12 protein-coding genes and 1 tRNA gene are annotated in these 17,626 nt (G+C 43.0%); 5 read left to right on the forward strand and 8 right to left on the reverse strand.

Features of this window, described 5'->3' with window-relative positions:
- Positions 1-11: 11 nt before the first annotated feature.
- The 3 genes from NSTC731_RS22835 to NSTC731_RS22845 all read right to left on the reverse strand — a co-directional run bounded on the left by NSTC731_RS22835 (position 12) and on the right by NSTC731_RS22845 (position 2,323).
- Positions 12-590 carry a Uma2 family endonuclease gene (locus NSTC731_RS22835; RefSeq protein WP_445626925.1) on the reverse strand — a complete coding sequence of 193 codons (579 nt, stop codon included), beginning with the start codon at positions 588-590 and terminating at the stop codon, positions 12-14.
- 428 nt (positions 591-1,018) lie between these two features.
- Positions 1,019-1,091 (reverse strand) — tRNA-Arg (locus tag NSTC731_RS22840).
- A 44-nt stretch (positions 1,092-1,135) separates the two neighbouring features.
- Positions 1,136-2,323: a murein hydrolase activator EnvC family protein gene (locus NSTC731_RS22845; RefSeq protein WP_445626926.1), complete on the reverse strand. Its 1,188-nt coding sequence runs from the start codon at positions 2,321-2,323 to the stop codon at positions 1,136-1,138.
- 159 nt (positions 2,324-2,482) lie between these two features.
- On the opposite strand from NSTC731_RS22845, the gene NSTC731_RS22850 reads away from it, so the two are divergent.
- Positions 2,483-2,770: a hypothetical protein gene (locus tag NSTC731_RS22850; RefSeq protein WP_445626927.1), complete on the forward strand. Its 288-nt coding sequence runs from the start codon at positions 2,483-2,485 to the stop codon at positions 2,768-2,770.
- A gap of 53 nt (positions 2,771-2,823) precedes the next feature.
- Here NSTC731_RS22850 and trmFO read toward each other — a convergent pair whose 3' ends face one another.
- A complete protein-coding gene (trmFO, locus tag NSTC731_RS22855; protein WP_445626928.1) occupies positions 2,824-4,140 on the reverse strand; it encodes an FADH(2)-oxidizing methylenetetrahydrofolate--tRNA-(uracil(54)-C(5))-methyltransferase TrmFO in 1,317 nt (438 codons plus the stop codon).
- Between the two features lie 388 nt (positions 4,141-4,528).
- Between trmFO and NSTC731_RS22860 the strand changes: the two genes are divergently transcribed.
- Positions 4,529-4,783 carry a hypothetical protein gene (locus tag NSTC731_RS22860; protein WP_445626929.1) on the forward strand — a complete coding sequence of 85 codons (255 nt, stop codon included), beginning with the start codon at positions 4,529-4,531 and terminating at the stop codon, positions 4,781-4,783.
- Positions 4,784-5,088: 305 nt separating this feature from the next.
- Positions 5,089-6,369, forward strand: a complete 1,281-nt coding sequence (locus NSTC731_RS22865; protein ID WP_445632148.1) for a ribulose bisphosphate carboxylase small subunit — start codon at positions 5,089-5,091, stop codon at positions 6,367-6,369.
- 202 nt (positions 6,370-6,571) lie between these two features.
- Here NSTC731_RS22865 and NSTC731_RS22870 read toward each other — a convergent pair whose 3' ends face one another.
- The 4 genes from NSTC731_RS22870 to ahcY form a co-directional block, all read right to left on the reverse strand.
- The gene (locus tag NSTC731_RS22870; protein WP_445626930.1) at positions 6,572-7,033 is read right to left on the reverse strand and encodes a cupin domain-containing protein; all 462 of its coding nucleotides are present in this window, start codon (positions 7,031-7,033) and stop codon (positions 6,572-6,574) included.
- Positions 7,034-7,457: 424 nt separating this feature from the next.
- A complete protein-coding gene (locus NSTC731_RS22875) occupies positions 7,458-8,207 on the reverse strand; it encodes a hypothetical protein (RefSeq protein WP_445626931.1) in 750 nt (249 codons plus the stop codon).
- Positions 8,208-8,570: 363 nt separating this feature from the next.
- Positions 8,571-8,966 (reverse strand): hypothetical protein, encoded by a 396-nt coding sequence (locus NSTC731_RS22880; RefSeq protein ID WP_445626932.1) that lies wholly within the window; start codon positions 8,964-8,966, stop codon positions 8,571-8,573.
- A gap of 1,359 nt (positions 8,967-10,325) precedes the next feature.
- On the reverse strand, positions 10,326-11,603 hold the full coding sequence (gene ahcY / locus NSTC731_RS22885) for an adenosylhomocysteinase (RefSeq protein ID WP_445626933.1): 1,278 nt from the start codon (positions 11,601-11,603) through the stop codon (positions 10,326-10,328).
- 434 nt (positions 11,604-12,037) lie between these two features.
- Between ahcY and NSTC731_RS22890 the strand changes: the two genes are divergently transcribed.
- Positions 12,038-13,651 (forward strand): mechanosensitive ion channel family protein, encoded by a 1,614-nt coding sequence (locus NSTC731_RS22890; RefSeq protein WP_445632149.1) that lies wholly within the window; start codon positions 12,038-12,040, stop codon positions 13,649-13,651.
- Positions 13,652-14,073: 422 nt separating this feature from the next.
- Entirely contained in the window at positions 14,074-17,412 is a 3,339-nt protein-coding gene (locus NSTC731_RS22895; RefSeq protein WP_445626934.1) for an efflux RND transporter permease subunit, read from the forward strand.
- Positions 17,413-17,626: the final 214 nt, after the last annotated feature.

The raw sequence follows: 17,626 nt of genomic DNA on the forward strand, positions 1-17,626 counted from the left end.
TAATCAGTTATCTATGCAAAAATCTGCTGTAAATTTAAAACAAAACCAGGGATAACATCTTCACCCGATAAACTTGTAGGAGATTGTAAAACTTCCGGTACAAGATTTGGGCGATAAATTATTACTTGTTTCTCTTTAGGATTAATTAACCAACCCAGTTGTAAGCCATTTGCTAAATATTCTGTCATTTTGGCTTTAGTATCTTCTACATCATCAGTTTCAGAGACTAATTCCACTGCAAAATCAGGACACAAAGGGAGAAATTTCTTTCTTTGTTCTGGGGTAAGAGCATCCCATCTTTCTATCCTTATCCAAGAAGCATCAGGTGAACGAGTTGCCCCATTTGGCAATTTAAACCCAGTAGAAGAATCAAAAGCTTTTCCGAGTTTATTCTGTCTGTTCCAAACTCCTAAATCAAGATACAGTTCAAAATTACGGTTTCCCGTTTCTCCCCCAGTAGGTGACATGATAATTAATTCCCCTTCCGCAGTTAACTCTAGTCGTAATTCTTTATTCACAGCGACAATCTGTGCAAATTCCTCATCAGTAAATTGCAGATTAGCAGGTAATTGTAAGGTTAAAGCAGTCATAATTAATTGCGCTCCACAAAAATCCTAGTTGCATCATACCCATTTGCTGCTAATAGGAAAGATTTAGCATCTACTTCTACTTTAGGAATTCGCCCAACAAATGCGACGGTGTTTGATTTTTTAAAAAGTTCGGGGTAGAGATAGGGGTGAGAGACTGAATCAGTTAAGAAAAATTGTAACAAAGCACAACCCAACAAAGCCCCGGAAATGTTGGGTTAGCCTTCCCTTCGGGACGCTACGCGTAGCTTGCTTCCACGAAGTGGTATGGGCAGCAAGCTACGTTCCTTAATCCAACCTACACAGTTTAAAGTTTTTGGCTAATTTTTTTATTCCAGACTATCCATTCCCATTCTGTCTCATATGGTAAATTAGGTTTATCCCATGAGAGAAAATGACCTCTCGATTTTCTGGTTAGTCTGTAAAGGTAACGAGCGCGGAGGGATTTGAACCCCCGACCCACAGAACCGGAATCTGTTGCTCTATCCACTGAGCCACGCGCCCTCATTCTTCAATATTATAGCACGTCTGCGATCGAATTCGCAGCTTTAAAGATAATTAGCTGGGTCTACGGGTGTACCATTGCGACGAACTTCAAAGTGGAGGTGGGGGCCAGTTGAGAAACCTGTGGAACCGACAGCTGCGATCGCTTGTCCGCGTTCAACTGCTTGTCCCTCAGAAACATATAACTCGCTAGTATGCCCGTAGAGTGTAGTTATGCCATTGCCGTGGTCGATAATTACCGCTCTGCCATAACCACCATACCAGCCAGCAAAAATTACTCTTCCTGAATCGGCTGCTCGAATTTTACTGCCATAGCTAGCGGCAAAATCTAAGCCGGCATGAAAGCGACGATAGCCAAGAATTGGGTGTATCCGCCAGCCGAAAGGACTGCTAGTAGAAGCATCGCTAGGATATGCCATTATACCAGTTCCTCGAATGATGATACCTGTTCGGCTGTTGGTTTTTCCTTGGGCTTCTGCTACCTTTTGTTGAATCAAAACTTCCAGATTTTTGGATTCTCTTTCTAGCTGATTTTGCGCAGCTTCTAAGGCGAGGCGATCGCTATTCAGGCGTTGAATCAATTCTGATTGTGATTGCGCCTGGGTTTGATAATCGGCTTTTTGTGCTAACAGTTGTTCGCGAATTAAGCCGATTTCGTTTTTTTGCTGTTCTACTTCCGTTTTTTGTTTATCGATTGAGTTTGCTTGGGTGTTGAGTTTTAGCAAAATTTTCTGGTCTGCTTGAAACACTAACTTCAACTGATGACGACGGCTGAAAAAGTCGCTGATATTTTCACTTTCGAGCAAAACCGCCCATCCCGCAAAAGCAGGCGATCGCTGGAGATAACGCAATCGTGCTACTGTTGCGATTTGCCGCTCCTGATATGAACGTTCTGCCACATCTAAATCAGCTTCTAACTGCTGGAGGCGTTGGCTAGCAAGTTGTAATCGTGATTCGCTCTCTTGAAGATAGCTATCTGTAGTTAGCAGATTTTGGTTTAAACCAGTGAGGTGTTTTTGGGCCTCTTGTTGGAGATTTGTTAAGCGATCGCGCTCTCCAACTACACCCTGACGCTGCTGGTTCATTTGTTGCTGCTGTTGTCGCAGAGTATCAATAGACTCTGTAGACGTTGCATCGGCTGGAATTAATGCCAAACAAATCCACAAAATACAGCAAAATGCAATAGATAAACAGCAATAAATCTGCTTTTTTTCTAGAAATCGCCCTCTCATAGTGCGAACCTAACTAAAACGATGCTTTCAAACACTATGAGGATTATTCCCAAAATCTGATTCACTCACTCCAACGCATTATTAAATTGGCCTGCCAAGTTGTAACACAAGGATTCTAAGTATGTCAGCATTGAGCAGGTTTATTAGCGGGTGAGATGTATGAACGCACGCATAGCAATTCTTTTAATTACATTGGTTGCTCCAGGTTTGGCAGTGGTGGGAGTATCGTTGTATTGGTTTAATCTCGATTATGCAGCACTGATTAAAGCCGAAAAGTATGTGGGAAACCTGGTAGAGGTCGGAAAAGTAAATGATAGACAGTTAGAGTATGCCTATCATCGCACCTACATTCATCGCATCAACGTATTTGCCGATGGTACTTGGGGATTACTGGGAGGTGTAATTACAGCGCTAGGTATACATGGATTAGTCACTATTAAAAAATAGATCGGGGAGACAAGGGAAATAATCAATGCCCCATGCCCCATGCCCAATGCCCATTAATTACGATTAGCTTTCCAATTTGCCAAATCAGCTAAAGAGCGATCGCGGTAACGTCCATAACGCTCTGGTTTACTTTTGATTTTCATTCCTAAATCGGGAAAAATCCCAAAGTTAGGCGGCATTGGTTGGAAATGTTTGGGCGAAGCGGAACTAATAAATTCTAATAATGCACCGATCATGGTTGTTGGTGGTAAAACCAAAGCTTCTTTACCCAAGGCTAACCGCGCGGCATTAATTCCCGCCAAGCAACCACCCGCAGCCGCCGCAGTGTAACCTTCAGTACCAATCAATTGCCCAGCGGCTAACAATGTCGGACGCTCTTTAAATTGCAAGGTAGGATGCATTAACTGGGGAGCATTAATAAAAGTGTTGCGGTGCATCACTCCCAACCTGACAAACTCTGCTTTTTCTAAACTGGGAATTAATTGAAAGATTCGCTTTTGTTCGCCCCAACGCAGATTTGTTTGAAATCCTACCATGTTCCATAGTTGACCGGCTTTATCTTCTTGTCGTAACTGCACCACAGCATAAGGGCGTTCTCCTGTGCGAGTATCTGACAATCCCACTGGCTTTAGGGGGCCGTAGCGCATGGTATCTTCCCCGCGCTGGGCTAGTTCTTCTATGGGCAAACAGGCTTCAAAAAATTTCGCCGTTTCTCGTTCAAAACCCTTGAGTTCTGTTTGTTCAGCTTTACAGAGTTCTTCTCGAAAGTGCAAGTACTGCTCTTTATTCATTGGGCAGTTAAGATAAGCGGCTTCACCTTTGTCATAACGTGATGCCATAAAAGCAATGTCACGATTAATCGATTCTCCGACGATAATCGGACTGGCTGCATCAAAAAAGCTGAGGTATTCCATCCCGGTAAAGCGGCGCAAATCTTCTGCTAAATCGGGACTAGTTAAAGGCCCGGTTGCCAAAACCACAATTCCTTCAGGAATTGCAGACACTTCACCCCGACGGAATTCAACTAAAGGATGACTCGCTAAAGTTTCAGTTAAATCTTGGCCAAATTGTCCCCTGTCTACAGCTAGCGCCCCACCAGCAGGTACGGCGTGTTCATCAGCTTTTGAGATCACAATCGAACCGAGTTGGCGTAACTCTTCATGCAATAATCCCGCCGCGCGATCGCTTGCCATTGCCCCAAAGGAATTACTACACACTAATTCTGCTAAATGTTCTGTATGATGAGCCGGACTAAATCGCTTTGGACGCATTTCATGCAGAATTACTGGCACTCCAGCTTGCGCTATTTGCCAAGCTGCTTCTGTCCCAGCTAGTCCACCTCCAATTACTTGTATCGGTTGTGTTTCCATAGTTAAATTTTAATTACCATATTATAAGTATCCATCAGCATTACAGAAGTAAAATTAAATCAAAAGTGATGTTAAACCACAACAAGTGCAAATAAAGTATTGGGCCAATTGTAACGTTGAGACTACACTTTCAAGGTTTTTTACAATCGTTTTTGCCATAATCTGAAAAGCCACCGCCAGCGTTGGGCTAAACATTTTTCAACTGGCACACTGCCAAAAAGTGCGACCGCGTCCTCAGACCTTGCCTAATTGGATTAATCAAAAAAATAGCAAAATTAGTCATAAAACTAGGATATTTTGGATAAAACCTTGATTTATCCTTTTTTTAGATGATAGATTAAGTACATATTCAATGATTAGTTAAAAAGGCGTAATTAAGACGTGGTTTATGACTAAAAACAAAATCAAAGATAACGTCGTTTTCAATCTAGCTCCAGTTATGTTTATTGAAGAAGTAATAGATGATGAGGAATTGAAAAGTGTATACGGTGGCGCAACGCCTCCTGTTTCGCGACTAACTCCTGAAATTCTTGCTGCTCTTGCAAAGCGCGGTATTATATTGCCTCAAGATCCTAACAACCCAGATTTATTAACAGAAGAGGCGTTGTCTGCTTTAAAAGAAATTTTGCCTAATGAGACGTAGTAGATACAATTTCCCTTACCCTTTAACCTTTCTCCAATAGATATCTTTCAAAATTTACTTTTGCAAGATGTCGGGGAAAGGTTAAAGGGTAAGTGGAAATTAATTCTATCCCTTTCCCCTTGACCCCTTCCCCTTTCCCCTACAATGCCAAGAAGTTCAATATCTTAGCATTTGTTACTTTTGCGAGATGTCTAATCAACCCAACAGATGAACAAACACAAGCTTGTCTGAAAGAAAAGCGATCGCTATCCCCAAAAAAAATTAACATTAACCTTAGAAGTGTTAATTTTTCATCACATAAACTCATGGGTTACTACATCGCTCCCCGCTTTTTGGACAAACTTGCTGTCCACATTACCAAAAACTTCCTGAAGCTTCCTGGCGTGCGAGTTCCCGTGATACTGGGTATTCATGGACGCAAAGGAGAAGGCAAAACATTTCAATGTCAATTAGTCTTCGAGAAAATGGGTATCGAAGTTACTAACATATCTGGTGGCGAATTGGAAAGTCCAGATGCGGGAGATCCAGCGCGGTTGATTCGGTTGCGCTATCGGGAAACAGCAGAACTGATCAAAGTACGCGGCAAAATGTGTGTACTGATGATTAACGATTTAGATGCCGGTGCAGGACGTTTTGATGAAGGGACTCAATATACTGTAAACACGCAGTTGGTGAATGCCACACTGATGAATATTGCTGATAATCCCACAGATGTGCAGTTGCCGGGAAGCTATGATTCCACACCTTTACATCGTGTACCGATTATTGTCACAGGTAATGATTTTTCTACCCTCTATGCACCGTTAATTCGGGATGGACGGATGGAGAAATTCTACTGGGAACCAAATAGAGACGATAAAGTGGGAATTGTCAAGGGGATTTTTGAACAGGATGGACTGTCACAGAAGGAAGTTGAACAGCTAGTTGATACTTTTGTCAATCAGTCCATTGACTTTTTTAGCGCTTTGCGATCGCGCATTTATGACGAACAAATCCGCAACTACATCCATAAAGTAGGTTTTGAACAGATATCCTTGAGTGTGGTTAACAGCGCTAAAGGGCCGCCAGAATTTCAAAAGCCAGATTTCAGGCTGTCTCACTTAATCGAGTCTGGTAACTTCCTGGTTGGCGAACAAAAACGGGTGGAAAATTCCCATTTGGTTGATGATTACAATCGTCTCAATCGAGGTAGAAATTCTCAATCAGCACCACCTACTGTTGTAACACCAATTAAACCAATTACTCAGCCGGCAAATGGCCCAACCCAAGAAGTAAAAACTAATGGATTTCAGAAACAGGAAGCATCAAATTCACATTTGACCCTAGACACACAAGCTCAAATTAGACAATTATTATCTCAAGGTTACAAAATTAGTATTGAACACGTAGATGAGCGCCGTTTTCGCACAGGTTCTTGGCAAACTTGTGTTCATAGCCACATTGATGCTGAGACTGATGCAATCTCAAATTTGGAGGCAACTCTGGCAGAATATAGCGGTGAGTATGTGCGCTTAGTAGGTATCGATCCTAAAGCCAAGCGGCGGGTGGTAGAGACAATTATTCAGCGTCCCAATGGGAACAATTAGGGGCAGATACAGCAAAATCTGGGTGTTTAACGACCAAACGTCACCGGACGCAGACAACCTTGGCAACTCAACCGACCAACTTGTGGCGTTCCGGTGCAGCAACTTGTTAGGCGACGCTTTGATAGCGCACCTAGCCAGAACATCGTCGGGCATTTTTACACAGCCGCACGCTGCGCGTACAAAAAGCATCCAGCAATCATTTCTAGTAGGGACTCGAGGCAGGTTCTCCCGCGCCGTTAGTCCAAATGTCGTCTGGCAGCGATCGGTCACGGTGACAAACCCGATCGTGGTCAGGATACGTGATTGTGTCTACTTCCGCTCGAGTGCCGACTATCAGGCATTGCGTTGCCTTGGAGCTACGATTCTCGAGAAAGTGGCCTATCGGCACTCCTGCTTGAAAAGTTGCGGCGTCGCCAGGACGTAGTACAGCCTCCGCGTCTCCTTCGATGAGCACGATCTCGCCTTCGAGGACATAGACCATTTCATCCTCAGCACTATGCCAATGTTTGATCGACGAACGAGAGCCAGGCTGCAAGACTTCGATGAACGCGCCGAACTGGGTAAGTCCTCCTGCTTCGCTGATCCAGAGCATACGATTTGGTTTATGCGCGGTGTGAGAGGGACTTTCCTCCACGATGAGACTATCAGGAGTGATAACAGTCATATCGGTACCTCTGGTAATTCTGGAGTAATAGACTTCTTAGCATTTGTCGGGAAAAGGGGAAAGGGGAAAAAGGTTCTGCAAAAGTCCCTTTCCCCTTTAACCTTTACCCTTTTCCCCCTCTTGCAAAAAGCACTTTTGCAAGAGGTCTAATAGGTATTCCATTGTGTCTAGGGCACGAATCGACGCAAAACTTCGTTCGTGTCCCTAAATGAAGCGTTACTTTCAATTCGGTTAAGGCAAGAGACGCGATGAATCGCTGTTTCTACAAAGTCAATTTTAAATCATTTGCGAACAACAATAAAACCTTAAATCCATAAGAAGTTGGGGATTTAAGGTTGTAAATTCGATTCGCCAGGGTTGTTGTCAATTCTTAAACAACTGGAAACAATATGTTTCCTTAATTTGAAAGCTAAATTTTTCCCTTTTACCAACAAGTATTGGCTGAAGCTGAGGTCATCGTTCTTAAATCGCTTGTAAATGCGGCTGTGTATTGATAAGGTGATGAACCAGAGCAATTCATGGAATTTGTATTAGTGCCACGAGGAGTCCACCATGACTGAGCTTTCACAGTTAAATTTGTGCCATTCCATGATAGAGAATTGACAAGTAAAGAATTAGTTTGTCCATTGTCTGGCTTTTTAGAAGATAAAAATGTGGCATAATCAACCTGGCCATTAGCTGGATTAATCCGGGCTATCACTGCGGCTTTTGGTCCGCCTCCATTACCATAGCTAGACAACCACCGACCACTGGCAAAACGGCTAAAATTGTTACCTGTCTGACTGCCTGTAGAAGAGTAAATGCCATATAAAACATCACTTCCATTCCAATACAATCCGTAACCTGTACCATCATCGCCCGTGGTTTCGTAATCATCACGACACCATGCTTTTATCCCATTATTAAAGCGGATAGTTATAGGGTTTTTGTTATTTGAGAATTGCTGATAACCAATGTAAATTCTTGCTGTTCCATTAGCTACTTTGGGACCATTTTTAGCTGCGATTGCCGCTTCACTATCATTGCAACTGAATGTCACAGGTTCACCGACCGATGTATTTATGGTTTCAGCTAAAACTGGAGCAGTTTTTTGTGTGAGAACTAAGTCACCTACTAAAATTACAGACAAAGAAATGCCCGCAAAATACTTGTGTAATTTGCCAGAATAAATCATGTTATGAATCTGCCGAGACAAGGAACGGAAAACACCGTATCACTATAAACTCTAATCAGTATTTAGACAAGCAAAATGGTTGAAAACACTATGCAGCAAGAGTCTCAGTATTCTAAAATATTAAATATAACTACAAAATGCCCGATCTAATATGCATGATGATGCATGATAGTAGCTGTATATAATTATTGTTTATCAAAGACCGTTAGTAAATATAAAAAATTGCAATGGGTTATGCTTTACCATAAACAATTGCAATAATTAAGAAAAGAATTTTAATCAGCCAAGTGCCTTTGTTCTTTCCGTAGATCCCTTGTAAGAACATTGCTTTTCCTGCTGTTTTATGCTTTTATATGGGCTGTATTAGGTAGTTTTAGGATTTTTATCTGATGCTTCTCCACCAGTAGCTTTCAGGCGGCTTAATCTGCCTTTGCGAATCCGTTCGCTCTCACGAACCCCACCCGCCATTTCATATTCGCTGCTATCTTTGCCATATTTAAAAGCAACCCCTCTTACCATCTTGTCTGTAAGATTACTTAGGGTTTTCTCCATCGCATCAATTTTAGTTTTAGAAGAATCAATTACAGTTAAGGCAGTGTTATAAGCATCAAGCATGGTTCTTAGCTGTTCAATTGCTTGATTCAAGTTTTGCAAATCGCAATCATCACCAAAACTCATATTTGAATCAATTGCTTTTAGTCCAGCGGATCTCAACTCAGCTTTTTCGAGAACACGGGATGTACGTTTTTTACGAGACATCAATATATTCCTTAGAGAGGTTTCTAAAGCTACTTTGGCTTACTAAAGCTGTTTTTTGGTTCAGTAAAATTAGTGATAATTATATTTGTTAAAAAAATTCCAACCAATTTGGGTAATTCCTCTATATTTCCAGTTTTTACCTGTTTTTCTTGGTAATTGCTTTAATATTGATGAGGAAGATTGCAATGTTAATGAGGAAAGTTGCAATGTTGATGAGGAATATTGCAATGTTGATGAGGAACATTGCAATATTTATGAAGAAAGTTGCAATGTTGATGAGGAACATTGCAATATTGATGATTAAGATTGTAATCTTGATGATTAATATTGCAATATTGATGCGAATACAACCGATAGAATCTAGAAGTACAAAGTGCAAAACTCAGATACAAGTTTGCAGCCAGTACAAGGGACTTCCAAATAAAAAAATAGACCTCTTGCAAAAATCCTTGAATCACCCCTCCCCAACCCTCCCCGTATGTGTTGGGGAGGGGGCAAGATTTTAATACCAATTTGAAAAAATAATGTGACAAATAGACCATTTGTAGAGACGCGATTTATCGCGTCTTTACCCAAGGATGTGTTGCAATCATTAATTGAATTGGTATAAGTTTCCCTCCTTTATAAGGGCTACCGTGTATACACAAGTAAAATTACCCCCCTTAATCCCCCCGATATATTGGGGGGAAACTAGAAAATTCAGTTCCCTCCCCAATATATCGGGGAGGGTTAGGGTGGGGTAAAACCAGGTGAGTAAACTATTTCAGACTTGTGTATATACCGTAGCTTTATAAGGGGGAGGGAAGAGTAACGAGTAAGGAGGGTTTTTGCTCCCTTCTCCTGGTAGGAGAGGGGCTGGGGGAGAGGTCAAAATAGCACTCGTCAAACTTACGTTAATTTAATTCTTGGATGTCCCCAAGCAAAGTGCCGCTAGTAGAAATAGTTAATCAACAAGTTTGGGCTAGAGATATAGAAGATTTAGGAATAACGCGGTGTGCAACTTTATCTCAAACCTAACCCCCAGCCCCTTCCCTAAGAGGGAAGGGGAGTAAGATTCAAAGCCTCTATGCGCTTGCCTAACGGCAGGCTAACGCCAACGGGGAGAGGAATGGAAGTGGGGTTCTAAAAATAAGTCGCATATCGGCGTGGAATAGCAAAAAAACGCCGTCAACGACAAATATAATATAGCGATCGCATTCTGATATCAAAAACAATTTCAGTATTTTCTAAATTTTCCTGAAATTTAATTTTTTAAGTAAGCTTTTGCACTTTGCGGATTAAGCTTGCAATATGGGCAAAACCCAAAAAAAAGGGATAAGCCCAAAAGCTTATCCCTCAAAAAATCAACTAATCAATGTATCAAGTTCCACTTGTCCAAGAATTGATGTACTCAATTTGATCGGGTGTGAGGCTATCAATGGTGATACCAATAGCCTGCAACTTTAACCGAGCAATTTCTTGATCGACTTCAACCGGAATTGAGTGCAAACCAGGTTGCAACTTACCTTTATTCTTCACCAGGTATTCACAAGCCAAAGCTTGGTTTGCAAAACTCATATCCATTACCGCGCTGGGGTGTCCTTCAGCCGCAGCTAGGTTAATCAAGCGTCCTTGTCCGAGAACGACAACTGATTTACCATTTTTCAATTTATACTCTTCGGTGAAAGGACGAACTTCTTTGATTTCTTTAGCTTGTGCAGCCAAGTATTTTAAATCAAGTTCCAAGTCAAAGTGACCGGAGTTACAAACGATCGCACCATCTTTCATGACATCGAAGTGTTCGCCACGAACGACGTGCTTGTTACCTGTGACAGTGATAAATATATCACCTTGAGGTGCAGCTTCAGCCATTGGCAGGACGCGGAAGCCATCCATTACGGCTTCAATTGCCTTGATGGGGTCGATTTCGGTGACGATGACGTTAGCACCCATCCCACGGGCGCGGAGGGCTGTACCTTTACCACACCAGCCATAACCGACAACAACAACATTCTTCCCAGCCAACAAAATATTGGTGGCGCGGATAATGCCATCTAGGGTTGATTGCCCAGTACCATAGCGATTATCAAAGAAGTGCTTGGTGTCCGCGTCGTTAACGTTGACTGCGGGGAAGGTGAGAACGCCTTCTCTAAACATGGCACGTAACCGGACGATCCCAGTGGTGGTTTCTTCGGTGCTACCAATCAAATCAGCAATTTGGTGTTGGCGTTCTTGTACCAAAGTTGCAACTACATCGCTACCGTCATCAACAATAATGTTGGGGCGATGATCTAAAGCTATTTGGACGTGGCGGTTATAAGTTGCGTTATCTTCGCCTTTTTGAGCAAAAACAGGAATTTCATGATCGACGACGAGGCTAGCGGCTACGTCATCTTGGGTTGATAGGGGATTGCTAGCAATTAAAAGCGCATCTGCACCACCGGCTTTCAAAGCGATCGCCAAATGTGCTGTTTCGGTTGTAATGTGGGCACAAGCTACTAGGCGTAAACCAGCGAAGGGCTTTTCGTTCGCAAAGCGATCGCGGATTTGCTTCAAAACTGGCATTTCGCGTCCAGCCCATTCAATGCGCTGTCTTCCCAAGGCAGCTAGGCCGAGGTCTTTAACCTCGTGCTTTAATCGGGGAGAAGTTGCGGTCATCAAAAGTTACCTCAAAAAATTAAAAAAGCTACGTAAGTTTTACGCACTCTACTAGGTTATTCTACTACTGGCGATTTTTGCTTGGATGAAAGCAAATTACTAGTCAAGAATCCTCAAAACTAGCTTGACGTTTGATCGCCGGAATGTCAACTTCCTCTTCAGCTTCTTCCTTTTTGTTTTATCTTTGGTAAGAGTAAGACTCTTTCAGTCCTGACATACTGATTTTTGTCATCTGTCTAAAGATAGAAGGCAAAGAAAAAACATCAAATTTTCATCAACTCAAGGGAAAACTTCAACTTTAGATAGGTACATCTACCCAAAGGAATTAAGCAGGATAGTTAAAGTAGTAATTGATAGATTTTACTTAAGGAGGTGTTTGAGTGCGCTTTAAATTTTTGGCGTTGGCTTTGCCCGCCGTAGGCATCGCCAGTTCAATGGCCATAGGCGTTGTATCTGTGCCAAAAGCCACAGCCCAGATACCTTTGTTACCGCAACTGCAAGCTCCCAGCAGTATTAGTAATGATTCAGATAACAGAGTTGTTTCCGGCTGGATTTATTTAGATGGTCGTCGGTTATTTCAAATAGCGGCAACAAGAACCAACTTTCCTGAGCGTTCAGAAGATATTCAAAAGAAGTTGGAGAAAATTGGTCAAAATTACTTTCAATCACCAGCAAACACACCAGTTAAGGTAGATGTTCGCAAAGTAAACGAATTACCAGTAATTTATGTCAACGGTCAATATCTGATGACCGTTACTTCTGAAGATGCGGGACTGCGACAGGTAGATGTATCGACATCGGCAAATCAAGTCGCCGAATCATTACAAGAAGACTTGCAACAAGCCAAGCAAGAAAGGCAAATTCAATCTTTAATCGACCAGGGTAAAATTGCTGGCGGTATCGGACTAGCAATGATTGTCATGAGTTGGGGGGTATATAGCTGGCAGCGGCGTTCCCAAAAGAATTTAGAAAACTCCATTGCCTCCCAACCCCAAAGGGAACTCTTCAACTACTCAAAACCAGCAGATCAAGCAATTACAACACAACTAAATCAACGACAACAGCAACATCTCCAAGAAGCCAAAAGACGATTATTTCAGCTCAGTCAAGCCGGAATTTGGGCAGGTGGAAGCTTCTTTATTTTGGGTCTATTTCCCTATACACGAGGTTTTCAAGTAGCAATTCTCACAGCCGCCCAATTTCCTGTGCGATTAGGTGTTGTATGCTTGGCAACCTATGTAGCAATTCGTTTGACCTACGCCCTGATTGACCGCTTCGCCTCCACACTGATTAGTAGTAGTGCTTTCCTCACCCCAGAAAGTTCTGCGCGGTTGCAACTGCGTGTTTCCACATTTTCTGGTGTAACTAAAAGTATCACTACTGTTATCTGGGTAGGAGTAGGTTTCTTGATCGCGCTGGTATCCTTGGGGATAGATATCGTTCCCTTACTAGCAGGTGCGAGTTTAGTTGGTGTTGCATTGTCTTTGGCATCGCAAAACTTAATTAAAGATGCGATTAACGGTTTTTTGATCATTTTAGAAGACCAGTATGCTTTAGGCGATGTGATTAATGTGGGAAGCGTGGGAGGCTTAGTAGAAAATCTGAATCTGCGGATGACCCAAGTGCGGGATTCTGAAGGGCGCTTGATTACAATTCCCAATGGTGAAATTAAAGTTGTTGCCAATCTTTCTAGTCGTTGGTCGCGAGCCGATTTAACAATTCCCATCGCCTACCAAGCGGATACAGAAGAGGCTTTGAACTTGATTGCAACTATTGCTGATAACATGAATCAAGAAATGCAATGGCAGAGTCAAATATTGGAACCGCCGCAAGTTTTGGGAATAGATCAATTTGGCGATCGCGGTTTGATTATTCGTGTCTGGATTAAAACACTGCCCCTCAAACAATGGGATGTAGCACGAGAGTTTCGCCGCCGCCTCAAAGTTGCCCTAGACGAAGCGGGAATTTCCATCTCTGTACCTCAACAAGCAATTTGGGTCAATGACGAGCAATCGTTAAATTTTTCGAGTAATGGCAAAGATAATTAGAAATTAGATTCATTACCGCATTTTTCAGTTGATGAGACCAAATTCTAACTCTCTTGCGATCGAGCTAGATTAAACCTGTCTTGAAAATAAGGCAGGGGGCAGGGGGCAGGGAGCAGGGCTACGATGTATACACAAGTCCAATTACCCCCCTTAATCCCCCCTTATTAAGGGGGGAAACAAGATTTATTGTTCCCTCCCCAATACATACGGGGAGGGTTAGGGTGGGGTAAAACTGACGCTAAAACCTTAGTTAATCGCTCTGCCTCTAATGATACATTGAGTCATCAGCATAAATGTATGCATTCCTATACTGACTATAGGAAAAAGAAAATATCTAACATTAAGCCTTAATAAATCCTTATATTAATAAAAAGCTACTACGTTCCTAACCAGTCTGAAACAATTCCATTATTGCTTGATTTATGTTTGTCAATACCTTCATCAGGCGGCCAGTGCTGACGACGGTCTGCACGTTCATTATCTTGCTGCTGGGAAGCATCTGTATACCGATTCTTCCCATTTCTCAGCTACCAGACCTTGCCCCAGTGCAAATCAACGTTAGCTCCAACAATATTGGTGCAGATGCTCAAACAACAGAAAATACTGTCACCAACATTATTGAGCGACAAATTAATGGTGTTAAAGATGTATCTTATATATCTTCTAATACGGGTAATGATGGTTCTAGTAATATAACCGTCTCGTTTCCAACTAATGTCAATAGCGATATTGCTCAAGTAAACGTTCAAAATAAAGAAGCACTGGCTTCACCTCAATTGCCAGATACTGTTCAACGAACAGGTGTAACTGTTGAAACAGCATCGAGCAGTTTGCTGCTGGTCTATGGGTTTTACTCAGAAAATAATGAGTATGACAACATTTTTATCAGTAACTATGTCGATTTGTATATTTTCGATCAGATTAAACGGCTTCCTGGTGTGGGAAGTGCCAGGGTATTTGGAGAACGCAAATATGCTATGCGTCTCTGGCTCGATCCCAACAAGCTTGCCCAACATCAATTAACTCCGCAAGATGTCACAGCTGCCCTGCAACAACAAAATATTCAAGTGGGTGCAGGGGCGATTGGTAAGGAACCAGCACCAGATAATCAAAGCTTTGAATTTGCTTTACGGGCAACCAGTCGATTTAAAGATGCGGCTGAATTTGAAGATATGGTGCTGAAGGTGACTCCAGCTGGCACTAATAGCACCAGTAATAGCACTAGTAATAGCGCTACTAATAGCACCAATAGCATTTTAGTTAAAGTCAGAGATGTTGGTCGAGTCGAACTAGGAGCAGAGAACTATCTGGCTGATGCCAAATTCACTATTCCAGGAAATGCTCCCAAGGCAGCCGTGGGTTTGGGGATATATCAACTTCCCGGTAGTAATGCCTTGAACGTTGCTCATGCTGTTGAAGAACAGATCAAAATATTAGAGAAAAGTTTTCCACCAGGACTCAAAGCCGAGTTGGCATTTGATACCACTCCGTTTGTAGAAATTTCTTTAGAAGAAGTTCTACACACTCTGGTTGAGGCAATTGTCCTAGTGGTCTTGGTAATTTTTGTCTTTTTACAAGACTGGCGTACCACGATCATTCCGACTGTGGCGATCCCCGTTTCCTTGATTGGGACGTGTGCGGCTCTGTTGGTTTTAGGATTTCAAATTAATACACTCACCTTATTTGGTTTTGTTCTCGCGATCGGGATCGTCGTGGATGATGCCATTATTGTGGTGGAGGCAGTTGCAGTCAAACTAGAACAGGGTATGAGACCCTTTCAGGCGGCTGTCGAAGCCATGAAGGAGTTAACTGGGGCAATCATTGCCACTTCACTTGTACTCATGGCGGTATTTATTCCAGTTGCTTTCATTCCAGGCACTACTGGGATTGTTTACAAACAATTTGCCTTAACCGTTGCTTGCTCCATTGGCATTTCCACCTTCAATGCCTTAACCTTCTCTCCGAGTATGGCAGCCATTCTCATGCGCCCTGCTCAGACTCCACGCGGCCCTTTGGGGTGGTTTTTTACCCGATTTAATCGAGGATTTAGCTGGTTCACGCGGCGATATGTCAGGTTTGTTAGCTACCTTACCCATATCAAGCCGATTGTAATCGGCGTTTTTCTCACTGGTTTATTAGCAACAGTTTTGATGTACAGAGCAGTACCTACCGGATTTATTCCAGAGGAAGATCAAGGTTACTTCTTTGTCATTGTCCAGGGGCCTGACGGGGTTTCTTTGAAATATACCGAATCTGTGATGAACAAGGTAGTCAAAGAAGTGACATCGGCTCCCGAAGTTAAAGCTAGTTTTATGATCAGTGGCTTTGGTTTCGATGGTAATGCTTCTAATTTAGGTATTGCCTTTGCTAACCTGAAACCCTGGAAAGAGAGAGCTGAACAATCTCACTCTGTTTATGGCATACTTCAAAGACTGAACGCCAAGCTATCTGCAATTACAGAAGCCAGAGCGATCGCAGTCAATGCTCCTCCAGTGAGAGGATTAAGTACTACGGGTGGTTTTGAGTTTATCGTTCAAGACAAAACCGGCAGTGCGCCGATTGAAAACCTAATTGATGCTACTCAAAAATTGATTGGGGCAGCACGTAAAAGCCCTGTTCTCCAAGGAGTCTTCACTCAGTTCACCGCAGATACTCCCCAATTTGACATTCAGGTAAACCGCAACCAAGCCAAAGCTCTCAATGTTGAAATTAACGATATCTTTGGGGCATTGCAAACTTATCTGGGGTCGCAATATGTGAATAACTTTGTCCAGGGACAGCGACAGTATCGGGTATATGTCCAAGCAGATGGAGTGTTCCGTTCTAATCCAGATGATATTGGCAAGCTGTATGTTCGCTCTGCCAATGGGGCGATGATTCCGTTGAGCAGTTTGGTGAAAATTACTCCCTTTGTAGGGCCGAAAACCATCGCCCATTACAACTTGTACAGGTCAATCAAAGTACAGGGCGCTCCGGCTCCCGGTGCTAGTTCTGGGCAAGCGATTAAAGCAATGGAGCAACTAGCAGCAGAAAACTTACCTCAAGGGTTTGGTTATGAGTGGACAGGCACTTATCTGCAAGAAAAGACATCTGGGGGAGCTACGGGCTTGATTTTTGCCTTAGCGATCGTTATTGTCTTTCTAGTGCTGGCAGCTCAGTATGAAAGCTACGTTGACCCGATTATCATTTTGCTGACAGTTCCTTTGGCAGTTTTGGGAGCAATGACAGCGATTTGGCTGCGTTCCAATATTTTCATGGTAGGTAGCCTCTTCCCAAAAGTGGTCGATGATATCTATTGCCAGGTAGGTTTGGTAACTTTGATTGGTCTAGCTGCGAAAAACGCAATTCTAGTTGTGGAATTTGCCAATCAACTGCACGAGCAGGGTATGAGCTACACAAGGGCGGCGGTGAAAGCGGGACAAGAACGTTTGCGACCGATCTTAATGACATCCTTTGCCGCACTGTTAGGATTTTTGCCTCTAGTGATTTCTCAAGGGGCTGGAGCCAGCAGCCGTTGGTCTTTAGGAACAGCGCTGTTTGGCGGGCTGATGCTTTCGACATTCTTGAGTTTGTTCTTAGTGCCAATTCTCTATATTTTGGTTAAGAGCTTGGCTCAGGCTATATTACCTCGGAAGCGAGGAGGTTCAAATCCTCCAGATTCACCAAATGGAGCTTCCGGAACTAGACATGAAGTTCTACCTGCTGGCTCAAGTCAGCCAGAGACGCAACTTAGGTCTCAGGAGGATGGGATAAGCTCTTAAGTCTGCTAAGAGGCAGGGGGCAGGGGAGCAGGGGAGCAGGGGAGCAGGGGAGCAGGGGGGCAGGGGGCAGGGAGCAGGGAGCAGGGGGCAGAGGGGCTGGGGGGAAAAGACCTTTTACTGTTGCCGTGAATCAGAGCGGAACATAGGTTTGAGTACATCCACTTCTTATAAGTTATAAGTGGTTCTCGTACTTTACGGGAAGCTAGCGCAACAG

This window comes from Nostoc sp. DSM 114167 (assembly GCF_052692655.1).